General features: G+C 72.0%; 12 protein-coding genes and 1 pseudogene. 11 read left to right on the plus strand and 2 right to left on the minus strand.

The genetic code is table 11. From position 1 onward, the window contains the following. Positions 1 to 213, minus strand: a pseudogene (locus ACTOQ2_RS33120) (endo-1,4-beta-xylanase); the annotation flags it as partial. 1,028 nt (positions 214 to 1,241) lie between these two features. Here ACTOQ2_RS33120 and ACTOQ2_RS33125 point away from each other — a divergent pair. The 6 genes from ACTOQ2_RS33125 (at position 1,242) to ACTOQ2_RS33150 (ending at position 7,215) form a co-directional block, all read left to right on the plus strand. Next, positions 1,242 to 2,225, plus strand: coding sequence for a BtrH N-terminal domain-containing protein (locus tag ACTOQ2_RS33125; protein WP_440104764.1), 984 nt, complete (start codon positions 1,242 to 1,244; stop codon positions 2,223 to 2,225). Positions 2,226 to 2,405: 180 nt separating this feature from the next. Next, positions 2,406 to 3,236 carry a S1C family serine protease gene (locus ACTOQ2_RS33130; protein ID WP_440104765.1) on the plus strand — a complete coding sequence of 277 codons (831 nt, stop codon included), beginning with the start codon at positions 2,406 to 2,408 and terminating at the stop codon, positions 3,234 to 3,236. 27 nt (positions 3,237 to 3,263) lie between these two features. Further along, the gene (locus ACTOQ2_RS33135) at positions 3,264 to 4,253 is read left to right on the plus strand and encodes an AAA family ATPase (RefSeq protein ID WP_440104766.1); all 990 of its coding nucleotides are present in this window, start codon (positions 3,264 to 3,266) and stop codon (positions 4,251 to 4,253) included. Between the two features lie 6 nt (positions 4,254 to 4,259). Beyond that, complete coding sequence (locus ACTOQ2_RS33140; RefSeq protein WP_440104768.1) at positions 4,260 to 5,144, plus strand: DUF58 domain-containing protein; 885 nt, start codon at positions 4,260 to 4,262, stop codon at positions 5,142 to 5,144. Between the two features lie 52 nt (positions 5,145 to 5,196). After that, positions 5,197 to 6,147 (plus strand): vWA domain-containing protein, encoded by a 951-nt coding sequence (locus ACTOQ2_RS33145; protein ID WP_440104769.1) that lies wholly within the window; start codon positions 5,197 to 5,199, stop codon positions 6,145 to 6,147. Further along, positions 6,148 to 7,215, plus strand: coding sequence for a VWA domain-containing protein (locus ACTOQ2_RS33150; protein WP_440104770.1), 1,068 nt, complete (start codon positions 6,148 to 6,150; stop codon positions 7,213 to 7,215). It abuts the gene before it with no gap. Between the two features lie 28 nt (positions 7,216 to 7,243). Here the strand turns inward: ACTOQ2_RS33150 and ACTOQ2_RS33155 are convergent, their stop codons facing one another. Further along, the gene (locus tag ACTOQ2_RS33155) at positions 7,244 to 8,287 is read right to left on the minus strand and encodes a saccharopine dehydrogenase family protein (protein WP_440104771.1); all 1,044 of its coding nucleotides are present in this window, start codon (positions 8,285 to 8,287) and stop codon (positions 7,244 to 7,246) included. Positions 8,288 to 8,389: 102 nt separating this feature from the next. Between ACTOQ2_RS33155 and ACTOQ2_RS33160 the strand changes: the two genes are divergently transcribed. From ACTOQ2_RS33160 to ACTOQ2_RS33180, 5 genes are all read left to right on the plus strand, one after another. Further along, a complete protein-coding gene (locus ACTOQ2_RS33160) occupies positions 8,390 to 9,337 on the plus strand; it encodes a helix-turn-helix domain-containing protein (protein WP_440104772.1) in 948 nt (315 codons plus the stop codon). A gap of 92 nt (positions 9,338 to 9,429) precedes the next feature. Continuing rightward, the gene (locus ACTOQ2_RS33165; protein WP_440104773.1) at positions 9,430 to 10,281 is read left to right on the plus strand and encodes a nucleotidyltransferase domain-containing protein; all 852 of its coding nucleotides are present in this window, start codon (positions 9,430 to 9,432) and stop codon (positions 10,279 to 10,281) included. A 32-nt stretch (positions 10,282 to 10,313) separates the two neighbouring features. After that, positions 10,314 to 11,258 carry an acyltransferase domain-containing protein gene (locus ACTOQ2_RS33170; protein WP_440104774.1) on the plus strand — a complete coding sequence of 315 codons (945 nt, stop codon included), beginning with the start codon at positions 10,314 to 10,316 and terminating at the stop codon, positions 11,256 to 11,258. Positions 11,259 to 11,517: 259 nt separating this feature from the next. Then, positions 11,518 to 15,540: a CHAT domain-containing protein gene (locus ACTOQ2_RS33175; protein ID WP_440104775.1), complete on the plus strand. Its 4,023-nt coding sequence runs from the start codon at positions 11,518 to 11,520 to the stop codon at positions 15,538 to 15,540. Beyond that, positions 15,537 to 16,034 carry a helix-turn-helix domain-containing protein gene (locus ACTOQ2_RS33180; protein ID WP_440104776.1) on the plus strand — a complete coding sequence of 166 codons (498 nt, stop codon included), beginning with the start codon at positions 15,537 to 15,539 and terminating at the stop codon, positions 16,032 to 16,034. Before ACTOQ2_RS33175 ends, ACTOQ2_RS33180 begins: the two co-directional genes overlap by 4 nt. The last annotated feature ends 1 nt before the right edge of the window (position 16,035 follow it).

Genomic DNA, 16,035 nt, shown 5'->3' on the forward strand with positions numbered 1-16,035 from the left:
GATCGCGGCACCGAAGTATCGCCCGCTCTGCTGGGCCGCCGCGCCGAGCGTGGACGCGGCGGCACCGGCGGAAGCGGTGCCCGCGGAGACCGGGCCGGTCACCGCCGTGAGCGTGCCGAGCACGAGGGTGCCGAGTGCGCCGGCGACCAGTACCCGGCGAAGACCCCCGAGGGGTCGCCGGGTGCCGGGCGGGGGTATGGCGTTTGTGCCCATGTCTGAGCCTCCATAACTACATCACAGGTGAAGGGGAATGCGGGGATGTTCCCCGCGGGCTCGACACCGCGCCCGCTCTCGGGCGCACACCACCAAGGCATCAAGGACGCGGCTCCCCGCCGAACCATGTGGCAGAGGGGACCGCCTCGGAGACTCAGTGTGGAAACACGTCCGAAACTTGTCAAGGCTTGAGCGAAACTTTCGGTTAACGCATTCGATCCCGGCGCCGAATTGCGTGTACGAAGCAGAATTGGCGTTCCGAGAATTTCGCCATGGCCCGTTCCAGGCCAAGGACGCGCATGAACGTTTCATCATGAGGCCTCATCAGCCGGATAAGCCGTCGCGATAAGACCAGGTGAATCCACGATCAGCTCCGTGCCACCAACGCGAGGACGTCTCCGATCCTTGACAGGGACTTCACCTCTCGTGTGTGATCCCCCCCACCACCACCTCCATCCACTCAACGGAGAGGAGCTCGACCAAGCGGATATCTGATGTGAGCGCCAACAAGCATGGCGTCCCGCACCCGTGATCGTCCTGATCACAAGAGAGCGGCTCCACCGTCAACGACGTCTCGATCTTGGTTCGGGCGCATATTCCGTGCTCTTCCTGCGGCGGGGTCGACGGCCTGGTGATCATGGTGAATGCCGGTTCCGGAGTTGCTCGCACCCTTCTTCCCTCGCCTGCCGCACGGTCCGACGGTCTTAACAGGTTCAGGACCTTCCGGCGGAACTCAGGGGGATGTCTCCTTGCCATGCCGTCCCATGCCGTCCCATGCCGTCCCATGCCGTCCCATGCCGCTCTCCTCTCGACGAGTGGCACAGGAATCCAAGAACCCGCCTCCGCGAAAGCCGGGGTACATCGGCGTGCGAGTCCGGTCTCGGCTGGACTCTCCCACTGTGGGAGGCCTCATGCTGCTCCCGGCGGTCCCCAGCGGTTGACCACGAAGGTGTTCAGGGGTGGGGACGGCGTGACCGTTCGCCGCGCCGGCATGAGGCGTGAGGTATGAGGCATGGGGAGAGCGACGCATGACCATCGTGAAGGACATCGAGTCCCGCGGCATGCACCACTGCGAGACGACGGCGCTGGGGGTGCTGTTGCGGCACGAGGGACTTGATCTGTCCGAACCCATGCTGTTCGGCCTGGGCGCGGGCCTGTCCTTCATCTACTGGGACAGCAAGAGCATGGCGTTCCCCTTTCTCGGAGGCCGTGTCAAGCCTTTCGACCTCACCAGGAACCTGACCGCCCGGCTGGGGCTGACGTTGACGGCCAAGGAGACCACCTCACCGCGCAAGGCGTGGGAGAACGTGACCGCCCCCATCGACGCCGGCCGACCGGTCGGTCTTCAACTCGACTGCTACCACCTGGACTATTTCCGCTCCAAGGTGCACTTCGGCGGTCATGTCGTCGCCATGTACGGCTACGACGAGCACGACGCCTACCTGGTGGACACCGGCCAGCAGGGAGGGGCGGTGCGCACCAGCCGGGCCGGCCTCGCCATGGCGCGCGCCGAACGCGGCCCGATGACCGCCAGGAACCGGTCCTTCACCGTCACCCTGCCGGCTCGCCCGCCTTCCTGGCAGGACCAGATCATCCCCGCCATCAGGGACTGCGCCGACGCCTTCCTCGCCGCTCCCATCGCGAACCTGGGCCACCGCGGCATCGAGAAGGCCGCCAGGCAGGTGCCCGGATGGCTGCTACGCGCCGGCGAGCCGCGCCGGGACCTGCCGCAGGCCGCTCTCCTCATGGAGAAGGGCGGCACCGGCGGCGCCCTGTTTCGCGCCCTCTACCGCGATTTCCTCGGCGAGTGCGCCCGGCTGATCGACGACGGCGACCTCCGTACCGGTCACCGGCTGTACGCCGAGGCCGCCGTCCTGTGGACGGACGTGTCCACCCTGATCGAGAAAGCCGGAGAGAGCGGCGACGCGGGGTACCTCGAGCAGGCCGGCGTCATCCTCCATGATCTTTCGCGCATCGAGAGGGACGCCATGCGGGTGCTGCGCCGGTTGTAGCCCAGTCGGTTGTAGCCCAAAGTCTGGCTGCCGCTGCTCCGTCCCCTGGGCGACCGCCGACAGATACACCGCCGCGAGAGACGTATCCGTGCCGCGTGTACGGGGGCGCGGGACCGGTTCCCAGGGAGTTTTCAGGCGGAGTTTGTAGCACTTTCAACTGAAATTTATGAGTATGGGGCAATGGAGCGCGTGCCGCACGAGGCCGATGCGGCCGGGGCTCGGGGAGCCGTGGCCGGCCGGGCTCGGCGGTCCGTCGTCGGGGGCGGCGCGCTCGTCGTCGTGGCGCTGCTCGCGTACTGGCTGGGAAGCGGCGGTGGGAGCGGTGAGGAGGCCGCGCCCGGGCCGAGCACGACGCCGACGCCCAGTGCGACGCTCACGGTGCCCGACGTCTTCAAGAGGGTCGGGCCGTCGGTGGTGGTCGTCCAGGCCGGGAAGTCGCTCGGAACCGGGGTGATCGCGGCCGAGGACGGGACGATCCTCACGGCGCACCACGTCGTCGGAGGCACCTCGGACAAAGGCACCGCGAGCAAAGGCGCCGAGGACGTCACCGTGACGTTCGCCGACGGCACCAGGACGAAGGCCGTCGTCGCGTCGTCGAATCCCAAACTCGACGTCGCGACCCTCAAGCCGGCGAAGCTGCCGGAGATCGTCGTCCCCGCGACGCTCGGCGGCGCCGCGACCGTGGGCGCGCCCGTCGTGGCGATCGGCAATCCACTGGGCCTGACCTACAGCGTCTCCACCGGCGTCGTGTCGGGCCTGAACCGGACCGCCGACCGGACCGCCGAGGACGGCGGCCTGAACGGGCTCATCCAGTTCGACGCCTCCGCGAACCCGGGCAGCTCCGGCGGTCCCCTCCTGGACGCTCGCGGCCTGGTCATCGGGATCGTCGTCTCGATCGCCGACCCGGGAGGCGACGAGGCGTTCGCCGGCATCGCGTTCGCGGTGCCGATCGGTGCGGCCCTGGGCGGCGGCGAGGGCGACGGGCCGCCGGGCGACGGGCCCCAGATCTGACCGAAGCGTCACGAGGAGAAACAGCACATGACCTCGACCAAGTCCTCCGAGTCGGCCCATCCGCTCGAACATGTGCTGTTCGAGGTCAAACGCACGATCGTCGGGCAGGACGTCCTGCTGGAGCGCATGGCCGTCGCGCTGGTCGCCGACGGCCACCTGCTCGTCGAGGGCGTGCCGGGCCTGGCCAAGACGCTCGCGGTGAGGTCGCTGGCCGCCGCGATCGCCGGGAGTTTCCAGCGCGTCCAGTTCACCCCCGACCTGGTGCCGGCCGACCTCGTGGGCACGCGGGTCTACCACCAGCACTCCGGGGAGTTCAGAACCGAGCTCGGCCCGGTGTTCGCGAACCTGCTGCTGGCCGACGAGATCAACCGCGCCCCCGCCAAGGTGCAGAGCGCCCTGCTGGAGGTGATGCAGGAGCATCAGGTGACGATCGGCCGTGAGACGTTCCGGGTGCCCGAGCCGTTCCTGGTCATGGCGACGGAGAACCCGATCGAGTCGGAGGGCACCTACCCGCTGCCCGAGGCGCAGGTCGACCGTTTCATGATGAAGGTGGTCGTCGACTATCCGACGCAGGCCGAGGAGCAGGCGATCGTCAGGCGAGCGCTGCGCCCGCCCGAACCGCCGCAGCCGATGGTGACGGCCGAGGACCTGATCGCGATGCGGGCCCGCGCCCGGCAGGTGTACGTCGATCCGGCGATCGTCGACTACGCGGTGCGACTGGTCTCCGTGACGCGTTCCCCCGCGACGGCCGGGCTCGGCGAGCTGGAACGGTATGTCACCTACGGGGCGAGCCCGCGGGCGTCCATCGCGCTCGTCACGGGCGCCCGGGCGCTGGCGTTCCTGCGCGGCCGCGACTACGTCCTGCCGCACGACCTGTCCGAGCTCGCGCTCGACGTGCTGCGCCACCGCCTCGTGCTGTCCTACGAGGCCCTCGCGGACGACGTCGACGCCGACACGATCGTCACCGGGGTGCTCGGGGCCGTCCGGGCGCCCGACGTCGTCCTGCAGAACCGCTGACCCGCCATGACCACCGCCTCCGAGAGGCTCCTGCTCCGCCTGGAGTGGAAGGTCGTCCGCAGGCTCGACGGCCGGCTCCAGGGCGCCCACCGCACCGCGCACCGCGGCTCCGGGATCGACTTCACCGGGTTACGCGCCTACGGCGACGGCGACGACGCCCGGCACATCGACTGGAACGTGACCGCGCGGCTGGACGAGCCGCACCTGCGAGTGTTCACCGAGGACCGCGAGCTGACGGTGTGGCTCGTCCTCGACCGGTCGGCGTCGATGACGGCCGGCCGGCCGGGGCGCGGCAAGCACGACGTGCTCGCCGAGCTCGCGCTCGTCCTCGCCCGGCTGTTCGGCCGGGGCGGCAACCGCGTCGGCGCCCTGCTGTTCGACACCGGGGCGCCGCGCGTCGTGCCGCCCGGCACCTCCCGGCGGCACGCGCTGCGGATCGGCGCCGAGCTGGAACGCACCTCCGAGGCGCGCGGCGGCACCACCACCGACCTGGCGGAGATGCTCGACGCGGCCGGACGGCTCGCGCGCCGCCGCGCGCTCGTCGTCGTGCTGTCGGACTTCATCGGCGACGGCGACTGGGAGCGCTCGCTCCAGCGCCTGGCCCGGCGGCACGAGGTGGTCGCCCTGCGGATCGTGGACACGGCCGACGACGTGCTGCCCGAAGCCGGGCTGATCGTGGTCGAGGACGCCGAGACCGGCGAGCAGCTCGTCGTCGACTCCGCCGACCCGCTGTTGCGGGTCCGCCTCCGCGCCGCCGTCGACGCCCGCGACGCCCGGCTGGAGGCGGGCATGCGCCGGGCCGGGGTGCCCGTCCACCGCGTCGACACCGGCCGCGATCTGGCCGAGGCGCTCGTCGAGGTCGTCGCCCGGACCGGGAACCGGTCGCCATGACCGGGCTTGCCGAGGTCGTCAACGGGCACCCGAGACCGGCGAAGGGGGCCTCATGACCCTGTCCTCCTGGCTGCCGGCGGCCGTCGGGCTGCTCGTCACGGCGGCGCTCGCCTGGGCGGCCGTCGTCTCGGCGCGCCGCAGGACGGCGGCCCTCACCGCGGCCGGGGTCGCCGTGCCGGGCGGCCGCCGGGCGTACCTCGGAGTCGGCCTGACGATCGCCGGCGTCGGGGTGCTCGCGATCGCCGCCGCCGGGCCGGCGGCCATGGTGCCGGTCCCGCGGACCGCGGGCACCGTCATCCTCGCCGTCGACGTCTCCAACAGCATGGGCGCCGACGACGTCGCGCCCACCCGGCTGGCGGCCGCGCAACGGGCGGCCCGCGCGTTCGTGGCGGCGCAGCCCGACAGCGTCGACATCGGAGTCGTCGCGTTCGAGCGGGGTGCGCTCACCACCGCGCGGCCCGACGCCGACCACTCCGTCGCGCTCAAGGCCATCGACCGGCTGAGGATCACCGGTGGCACCTCTCTGGGGACGGCCATCACGGCCTCCCTGTCGGCAATCACCGGCAAGCAGGTGGCCGTCGGCCGCGACGGCACCGCGCCCGACATCGGCTACTGGCCGTCCGCGACGATCGTGATGTTCTCCGACGGCCAGAACCAGGGCGCGGACGTCGAACGGGCCGCCACCGTGGCCCAGCGGGCGGGCGTCCACGTCCACACCGTCGGGGTCGGCACCACGGCCGGGGCGGCGGTGAAGGTCGACGGCTACCATCTGCAGACCTCGCTCGACGAGGACACCCTCACCTCGATCGCGCGGACCACCGGCGGTGCCTACCATCCCGCCTCCGACACCGCGCGGCTCGACGGGATCGCCGACACGATCGACCTGCGGCTCACCGTCTCCGACGAGCCGCTGCCCCTCGCCGGCGGGCTGATCGGGCTCGCCCTCGCGCTGCTCACCGCGGGCGCGGCGCTCAACGTGCTCCGGTCTGGACGGGTGATCTGAATGTCGTTCTCATGGCCGTGGGCGCTGCTGTCCATCCTGGTCGTCCCGCTGATCCTCGCCATCCGCGAGTGGGCGCGGCGCCGCCGCCGGCGGGCCGCCGTGCGCGTCACCTCGATCGCGCTCGTACGCGGCGCCCTGCCCGGCCGCACGCGCTGGACGCGGAAGATTCCCGCGGCGCTGTTCGTGGCCGGGCTCGCGCTGCTCGCGGTCGGGGCCGCGCGGCCGCAGGCGTCGGTTCCGGTGCCGCAGACGTCGGTGACGATCCTGCTCGCGCTCGACATCTCCGGCTCCATGTGCTCCACGGACGTCGACCCCAACCGCATCACCGCCGCGAGGAAAGCCGCCGCCGAGTTCATCGAGTCGCAGCGGGGCGGGCCGCGCATCGGCCTGGTCACCTTCGCGGGCAGCGCGGGGCTGCTCGTCCCGCCCACCGACGACACCGACTCGCTGATCGAGGCGCTGGACGGCCTCACCGTGGCCCGCGGCACCGCGATCGGGCAGGCCATGCTCACCTCGATCGACGCGATCGCGGAGGTCGACCCGTCGGTCGCCTCCACCGGGGCGGACCCCGGCGGCGGCGGGCCGGGTTACTCCGGTGCCGCGATCGTCGTGCTCACCGACGGCGCCAACACCCAGGGCGTCGACCCGCAGATCGCCGCCCGGGAGGCGGCCCTGCGCCGCGTCCGTGTCTTTCCCATCGGCTTCGGCACCACGAACCCGGTCCCGATGGTCTGCGAGAACTCACAGTTCGACGGCCGCGGATACGGCGGCTGGGGCGGCGGCTCCGGCGGCCGAGGTGGCCGCGGCGGGTTCGACAGGGGCCGCAACCCCCGCGTCATCGACGAGCCCGCGCTCAAGCGGATAGCCCAGACCACCGGCGGCTCCTATCATCGCGCCGAGAACGCCGGCCAGCTCCAGAGCGCCCTCGACGCCCTCCCCGGCAGCTTCACCGTCGTCCACCAGCGGGTCGACACGGCCGCCGCCTTCGCCGCCGGCGGCGCCGTCCTCATCACCGCGGCCCTGTCCCTCTCCCTGTGGTGGAACCGCCCCCGGGTCCCGGCCCGCTGACGTACCCGTGGCCGGCACGGGCCGCCGGTCAGCCGTGTGTTCCGACCGAGACGTGCAGCGAGAGGTGCGAGGACAGGGCGCGGAGGAAGTCCGGGGCGTCGAAGACCGCGCCCGCGGAGGCGACGCCGACGGTCCTGGTCCGGCCGGTGAGGATGCGGTCGACGGCCTCCACCGCGAGCGGCGCGCTGACGGCGTAGATGTCCTGACCGGCGGCGGCCACGCGGCGTTCCGTGCCGCCGGAGCGGACGAGGACGTCGACGACGAAGGTCTGCGCGGAGCGGCCGCGCTCGTCGACGGCGGCCGGCGCCGGGGCGCCGGGAGCGGACAGGTCCGAGGCCGCCTTGGCGGTCATGTAGGTGCGCACCTCCGGGACGGCCAGGTGGCTGGGAACGGTGACGACGTCGGCCATGGTGAACTCCCCGATGACGCTCTGGGGGCCGAGCGGAGCCGGGAAGGGCCACTCCAGGGTCGGCAGGGCGTCATCGTGATACTCCAGCCGTCCGCCGGTGAAGCGAACACGGCGGCCACCCCGTCGCCGCCCCGAGACCGCGCCCGAGGCGAGCGTTCCCTCGGTGGGGTGCCAGCTGCTCAGGCCGTAGGCGATGTGCGCCTCGTCCGCCGCCGTCCAGTCGCCCATCGCGGTGGTGACCAGCAGGTCGCCGAGGCCGCCGTAGAAGGCCATCGCCGGGACCACCACGGTGCCCGCGGCGCGGGCGCGCTCCGCGAAGTGCGCGAACGTGTCGACGTTCGCCTCGATCTCGGCCGCCACGTCGACATACGGAACGCCGGCGCGCAGCGCCGCCTCGACCAGCGGCGCGGCGGTCGAGGCGAAGGGCCCGGCACAGTTGATCACGGCGGCCGCGCCGTCCAGCGCGCGGTCGAGCGAGGCCGGGTCGTCGGCCGACGCCTGCCGCGCCTCAAGCCCGGGGTGGGCCTCCGCCAGCGCCACCAGTTTGTCCCGGTCGCGGCCGAGGAGCAGCGGGATGTGTCCGCGCTCGCGCAACTCCGCGACCACGAACCGCCCGGTGTGCCCGTAGGCGCCGAACACCGCCACGATAGAACCCGATCCCATATCTGCTCCCGCGTGCTCGAAGTGCTTCACCGGATAGATCCTGTCTTCGCCGGCCCATCGGTGCCCAGTGTCCGGAACGACACGACCCGTACAATTTCCGACATGAGTTCTTTCCCGCGCTCCGTCGCGGTCGCCGCCACCGACGGGATGCTGCACTTCGAGCTGGCCCTGGCCTACGAGGTCTTCGGCTCCGCCCCTGACGCCGTGCCGGGCCCCTGGTACGACGTCAGGGTGTGCGGCACGCACCCCGTCCGGGTCGGCCGGTTCCTGCTGGAGCCGGACCACGGGTTCGACTGGCTGGCGCACGCCGGCACCGTGATCGTCCCCGCCCTGGCGGACGTCGACGAGGACCCGCCGGCCAAGCTGGTCGAGGCGGTGCGCGCGGCTCACGAGTCGGGTGCGCGGGTGGTCTCCCTGTGCACGGGCGTGTTCGTGCTCGCCGCCGCGGGCCTGCTGGACGGGCTGCGCGCGACCACGCACTGGGCTCACACCGAGGAACTGGCCGCGCGCCATCCCCGGGTGGAGGTCGACCCGGACGTGCTCTACGTCGACAACGGCAGCGTGCTCACCTCCGCGGGCAAGGCCGCGGCGATGGACCTGTGCCTGCACCTGGTCCGCCGCGACCACGGCTCGGCGATCGCCAACGTGGTCGCCCGCCGCCTGGTCGTGCCGCCCCACCGGGCCGGCGGCCAGGCCCAGTTCGTCACCACGCCGGTGCCCGCCCAGGACGGCCACCCCCTGGCCGAGCTGCTCACCTGGGCGATGAGGCGGCTGGACCAGCCGCTCACCGTGGAAGACCTGGCTCGTCAGGCGAACATGAGCTCGCGCCACCTGGCCCGCCACTTCCGCTCGGTGGCCGGCACCACCCCCCTGCAGTGGCTGTTGACGCAGCGGATCCGCCGCGCGCAGGAGTTGCTGGAGACCACGGACGACAGCGTCGAGACCATCGCCTCGGCCGCGGGCATGGGCACGGCGACGACACTGCGCCGCCATTTCCACCGCACGGTCGGCGTACCGCCGGACGCCTACCGCCGCACGTTCCGACCGTGAGGCCGCGATCCCCGGCAAGGGGATGGGGCCGGCAGCGGTTCCGCGAGAGAACAGCGGTGGGCGAAGTACCCGGTGTGATCGAATACGTCCCCATGGACGACATGGCTCTGGGGGCGCTCGCACAGCGGCTGACGCGGATCCCCGGGATGGTCGCGGTGGTGCTCGGCGGCAGCCGTGCCCGTGGCACGCACCGCCCGGATTCGGACATCGATCTGGGGCTGTACTACCGAGGTGACCTGGACGTGCCGGCGCTGCGGGCGCTGGCCGAGCAGGAGACTGGGGAGCAGACCGAGCTGACCGCGCCGGGCGGCTGGGGCCCCTGGGTCGACGGCGGCGGCTGGCTGACCATCGGCGGCCGGCGGGTCGACTGGATCTACCGCGACCTGGACCGGGTCCACCGGATCTGGGCCGACTGCCAAGAAGGCCGCTACGAGGTCGGGATCCAGGCCGGACACCCGCTGGGTTTCTACTCCCACGCCTACGCCGGTGAGGTGGCACTGTGCCGGGTGCTGGCCGATCCCACCGGGGAGCTCGCCGACCTGCGAGAACGTACTCGCGCCTACCCGGCGGCGCTGAGCGCCGCGCTCGTGGACGGCCTGTGGGAGGCGGACTTCTCCGTGACACTGGCGCGGTACGGGGCGGCCGGCACCGACCCCGCCTACGCGGCCGGCTGCCTGTTCCGCGCCGTCGGCGTCGCCTGCCAGGCCCTGCACGGCCACGCGGGCCGGTGGCTGGTCAACGAGAAGGGCATGGTGGCCTCGGCCGCCCGGCTGCCCACGGCCCCGCGGGACTTCGCCGCACGGGCGCAGCGGCTGCTCGGTCACGTCGGCGAGTCGACGCGGCGGATCGAGCAGGTCGTGGCCGACGCGGCCGCCCTGACGGACGAGGTGAGGGCGGCCGTGTCACCTGACAGGCCCCGGGTCGGGTGGAGCCGGTTCAGCTGACCCTCATACCGGACGGAAGTAGGATCATCCGCGTGGATCTGGACAATACCGCCGCCCAGCTCGGGGTCCCCGTCGAGGACGTCGAGCGCGTGCACCGGCTCGCCGGCGACCGGCCGTCGGCTCCGCTGCCCGCCAAGGCCGACGCGCCCGCGATCCTCGCCCGGCTCGCGGTGCGGCCGGACGACGCCGCCGAGATCATGGCGGGCTGGCCCGACCCCGGCTCCCCGCTGTGGACCCCGGAGCTGCGCTGGCTGCTCGACCGCTCGATCGCCCTGGTCCGCGCCGACCTCGGGGGCCACGGCTGGCTTTCTCCCGGTCCGGAGCTGCCGCGCGAACGGGACCCCGCCTGGCGGCATCTCTACGTGTACGCGTACCTGGCCCTGGTCGAGGTCGTCACGGGGTACCACCGCGACCACGGCATCGCCGATGCCGTGTCGTGGGCGACCCTCGCGGACCTGGGCCGCAACCTCGCGATCGACCGGCGGATGCACCGCGAGGGCTGGCCGGTCATGCAGAGCTGGCTGACGCTGCACGCGCGCGGCGCCCTCTACGAGCTGGGCAGGCTGCAGCACCACCGCGGCGGCACCACCATCGACCTGCACATCCCCGAGTCGGGGCCGATGACCCCGGAGGCGGTCACGGCGTCGCTCGACGAGGCCCGCGCGTTCTTCCCGCGCCACTTTCCCGACGAGCGCTACACGGCGTTCTCCTGCGGCTCGTGGCTGCTCGACCCGCAGCTGCTGGAGTACCTGCCCGAGGACTCCAACATCGTCCGGTTCCAGCGGAGGTTCGAGCTGGAGCCCTACGAGGAGCCGGAAGGGCTGGACGCCGACGTCGAGGTGCTGCGGTTCGTTTTCCGCACCCTGACCACGCCGCTCGACCGGCTGCCGCGCCGCACCGTGCTCCAGCGCGCGATCGTCGACCACCTGAGGGCCGGCAGCCACTGGCGAATCCGCCGCGGCCACCTCCCGATCTAGCCACACCCCCGGCGCCTGTTTCACCGGGGACGGCCGGCGACGCGAGCAGACAGCAGGTCCAGGAGACATGCCCCTGCCTGGCCGAGGCGGCCGAGGCCGTCGGCGGCGGGACCGGGGAGCGGCGAGCGCGACGCGTCTCCCCTCACCGTCGAACTCGTATCGGCTCCGCGACCGGGTGCCGCGTAACGCGATTGCGGGGTCCGCGATGGTCTGAAGGGGCTTCATTCTGGTTTTTCCTGACCGCCGACGAGGAGCGGGCGTGGGCCAGTACACGGACCGGATACGACGCACGTTCTACCGGGCGGTCAAGCCACGGCTGCTGCGGTCCTTTTTCGGGTGGTGGCCCGAAGAGAAGGCCGCCGCCTTCCGGAATGTCGGCGAACGCCTTGAGGACGTCTTCATCGGGCTCGGCGACCTCGAAGGACTGCTCCCCGTCTTGCGGCGTATGCGAGAGGCGTTCGGCAATGACAGAATCCCTGGCGAGTTGTCCGCCTTGGCCCGCATGGCGGTGGTCAAGGTTACCAACCGTGATCACGCCGCCGTCGCGGTGATCGCCGGGGAACTGGCCGGACTTGCCGCGAGCGGGAGCGCGGAACAGGCCGTCGCGGAGACCTCCGCGCAGCTGGGGTGGATGGCCAGAGCGGCCCATCACGAGGGGGCGGCCGAGCATGCCGCCCTGCTTGCCGAAACGGCCCTGGCGTTGAACCCGGAGGAGCCGCCGGCGCTGTTCGCCCTGGCCTACGGCGCCGCGAGGCAGGGCCGCTTCGAGGAGTCGCTGGGCTACTTCGACCGGCTCATCGCCGCGGACCCCGACCGGGCCGGCCCGTACGAGGGCAAGTCCGCCGTACTTGCACGACTGGGGCGGGGAGAGGAGGCGATCGAGGCGATCGGCGGTGCGATCGTCAGAGAACCCCATCAACCTCGGCACCGGCTCGTCCGGACCCGCCGTCTGACGGAGCAGCAACGGTACGTGGAGGCGGTGGAGGACCTCACCGCCTGCGTGCGGCAGGCCGCGGACGAGGCCGCGGTCCTGGCCGCCGACCCCCAAGCCGGACTGCCCTACCTGGACACCGTCCCCACGGCGGACCTGATTCATGAGGCCGTGGTCACCCGCCTGGTGCTGCTGGACGCGCTGGATCGGCGCGACGACGCCGTGTTGTGCGCGTTCGAGGCCCTCATCGATCCGCGGCTGCCCGGGATCGGGCCCGTCGTCGAGGAGTGGACCGGGCGAGGGCCGTCCCCGGCCGAGATCCTGGCCGCCGGAGTGCACGGGAACACATTGCGGCTGGCCCGCTGCCTGACCGTGCTGGACGAGGTGGATCGAGCCCTGCCCGTCATCGAGGAGATGCGCCTGCGGCCCTACGACATGGAGGCCTTCCAGGCGACGCCGGGTCTGCTCGAACTGCTCGCCGTGCGGCACCCGGACAATCCCGGCGTGCGCCGCCTCCTGGCTGAGGTGCTGCTGGTGCACTGGCGGCCGCGCCCGGCGCTGGACCACCTTCACGTCCTGCTCACCTTGTCGCCGGGCGACTGGCATGGGCTGCTGCTGCGGGGCATGGCCCAGGTCACCCATGCCGAGGGCGACCCTCACCGGACCGAGGCGATAGCCATCATCTCGGCCCTCGAAGACCTGGTCAGGGCCGTGCGTGCCGCCCCGGAGAACGAGCGCAGACCATTGAACGCGCTGCGCTGGCTCTTCCAGCTCACCATGGCGGTCCCCGATTTGCGGCTGCCGCTCATGATCCTCATCACGGAGGGCGAGGAGCCGCACGGGGGCATCCTCGACGCGTTCCCCGGCCTGGACTCCGTCATCGCGCGGCTCGTGACGTACCAGACCGAGCTGAGCCCGCGCCAGGCGCTGGCCGAGAGCGACGAGCTGCTCGGGGCGGCGCGGGAGGAGGCGGTGGCGGCGGGTCTGGGCGTTCTCGCGGCCCTGATCGACCTGATGCGTGCCGACGTCGTGCTCCGCCTGCCGGACGTGCAGCGGGCCATGGATTACCTGGGGGCGGCCGAGGCCGTGATCGCCTTCCTCGGCAAGCCCCCCAATGTCGAGTTTCTCCCGAGCTGGGCCCACGGCGATTTCGACGACCATCGAGAGCAGGCCGACGTCCGGGGCAGGCTGCCCCGGGTCATCGACTTCGACCACCAAGAGGTCATGATGACCGCGCTGGTCAGCCTCGACGATTTCGCCGACCTGCTCCACTCCGAGATCGACGTCCGGCTCGGTGCCCCGGACCGCGCGCTGGAACGCTTCGACTCGCGAGAACCGGCCCGCCCTGCCCGGCTGCTGCTGGCCCGGGTCCTGCGGGACGCCGGACGCCACGGTGAAGCGCGCGAGATCCTCCAAGGACTGGAGGACGACAGCCAGGCCGCCACGATCGAGGCCACCATCCTTCGTCTCCAGGGCGACCACGCCGGCGGCGCCCGCATTCTCACGGGCCTGCTCGACCGCGACGACCTGGACCCGGGGGAACGCGTGGTGATCGCGGGCAACCTCGCCGACGCGCTGTCCAGTGTCGGCGACCCGGTCGGCGGGCTGGCGGTCCTGGACGCCAACCCCCCGGCGCCTCGCGCTCAGCCGTCGGTGCGTATCGCCTGGTCGCACGCGCGTGGCCGGGTGCTCGACGTGCTCGGCCGGCCCGAGGAGGCGTTGGCGGACCTGCTCAGGGCGCTGGACCTCAAGGACCGTGTCAGGGGCGGTCTCCGTGCGGAGGCCGACCGCATCGCCTGGCAGGCGGAGAACCTTCCCCTGCTCCAGCACGCCCTGACCCAGGCGATCGCCGCCGCCCGGTTCGACACCGCCCTGGAACTGGTCGAACGCGGCCGAGCCAGGGCCTTCGTGGACGGACTCGAACTCGGCCACCCCCTCTACGGGCCCGCGGCGGCCCGCCTGGCCGGTTCCGTCGCCGCCGCCAGGGAACGACGGCGGCTGCTGCTGTCCCTCGCCGCCGACCCCCGGGTGGACTCGCCCGCCGTCGAGCGGCTCCGGGAACTCGGGACCGATCTGCGCGGTGACGAGACCTTTGGTGAGCGCATCGCCAGGGAGATCACCGGTGAGGGGTCGGCGTTGCGCCGGCTGGAGCAGCGGCTGCTTCAGTCCGCCCTCGGCGGTCGCGCGTCGCTGGCCGGGAGGGTCAGCTCGGCCGACGAGGTGCGCGCCATGCTCGGACCGGCAGTGCTGCTGGCCGAGTTCGTGGCGCTCGAACCCGGCCTGGTCGGGCTGCTGGCCGTCACCGGAGACGGCATCGCCTGGTCGACCTGGCCGACCGAGGCACTTGAGGAGCTGTCTCGCCACCTCCAAGGCATGTCGCAGCCTGGCGACGTGCTGTGCCTGGTGCCCTCGGGACCGTTGCACGACGTGCCGCCGCACGCCTTGGTCGTGGACGGCAAACCGTTGATCATGCGTAATCCCGTCTGCCGATTGCCCAGCGCCTCGGTGCTTGCCCTGTGCCGAGCTCGTAGGGGCGAGCCGGGCGGGCGGCCCTTCTCCGCCCTCGTGCTCGGCGACTCGCGGGGTGACCTGCGACACGCCAGGACCGAGGCCAGGGCGGTCGCGGACCTGCTCGGCGCCCGTCCCTTCATCGGTATGGACGCCACCCGCGATCTCCTCAGGAACGGAGCCGACGCCCACGACGTCATCCACATCGCCTGTCACGCCTTCTTCGATCAGGACAATCCGGAGCAGTCCGGCATCCTGCTGGCCGATGCCCAGCTCACCGTCGAGGACGTCTACGATCTGCGGTTGGACGCCCGCCTGGTCGTATTGAGCGCCTGCGAGAGCGGGCGCAGCCAGGAACGGCCGGGCGACGAGCTGATGGGCCTGGTCCGGGCCTTCATGTACGCGGGGGTGTCCTCTCTGGTGGTCAGCCGTCACCCGGTCGACGACCTGTCCGCCGCCCTGACCATGGGCGAGTTCTATCCTCGCTGGCGCTCCGGCGCGGGCCCGGCAGCGGCCCTGGCCGCAGCCCAGCTCGCGATCAGAGACCTGACCTGCGCGGAGGCCATCCGCCGCGTGCAGTCCTGGCCGACCGGCGACTCTCTGGGAACGCGCTTGGACGTGGCCGGGCTACGTGCCCGCGCGGGGGATCTCGCCGCGGCGATCGCCCTCTACGAAGGCCTCCTGACCGAACCGGACGCCCCCGCCGACCTCATCCTGCGGCGGCTCACGTTGTTGCGGTTCAGGGCCGAGGCGCCGGTGACCGCCGACTACAGGTGGCGCCCCTTCGCCGACCCACGTCATTGGGGAGCGTTCATGCTCGTCGGAGACTGGAGAACCGAATGATCGGCATATTCGTCCGCACGTTCCCCGGCCGCGCGGCCCTGGTGCCGCTGGAATCGATCACCGATGGCACGGTGGGGGGATTCGCCGCTCTCACCGAGGACGGGCAGGTCATCAGCCTCGTCAAGGACATCGTGCCGGAGTCACTGCCTCCTCTGGTCAGGCTGGAACTCGACGATGACCAGGTCGAGGTGGACGTCCTGCTGGATATCGGGCACATCCTGGGCGGCCGGCGGGAGGTACCCGGCGTGCTCGTCGAACGCGACGGCAGACCGTACGGGGTGGTGGACCGGGTCGATCTGGCCACCGTCATGCGTGTGGAGGACCTCGGCTGGATCAACGAACGGATCTTCGGCACGCCGGCCGTGGCCTCGCGCCGGTATGTGTGCCGCCAATGCGTGCCGGAGGAATGGCGAGTGCCCCGATCGGCCGCAGCGGGACCACCCGAATGCCGTAACGCCTGGTCGCACGGCCCGATGCAGCTACAAGGAGGCTGAT

The sequence above is a fragment of the Streptosporangium sp. H16 genome, assembly GCF_051918855.1.
Classification (GTDB): domain Bacteria; phylum Actinomycetota; class Actinomycetes; order Streptosporangiales; family Streptosporangiaceae; genus Streptosporangium.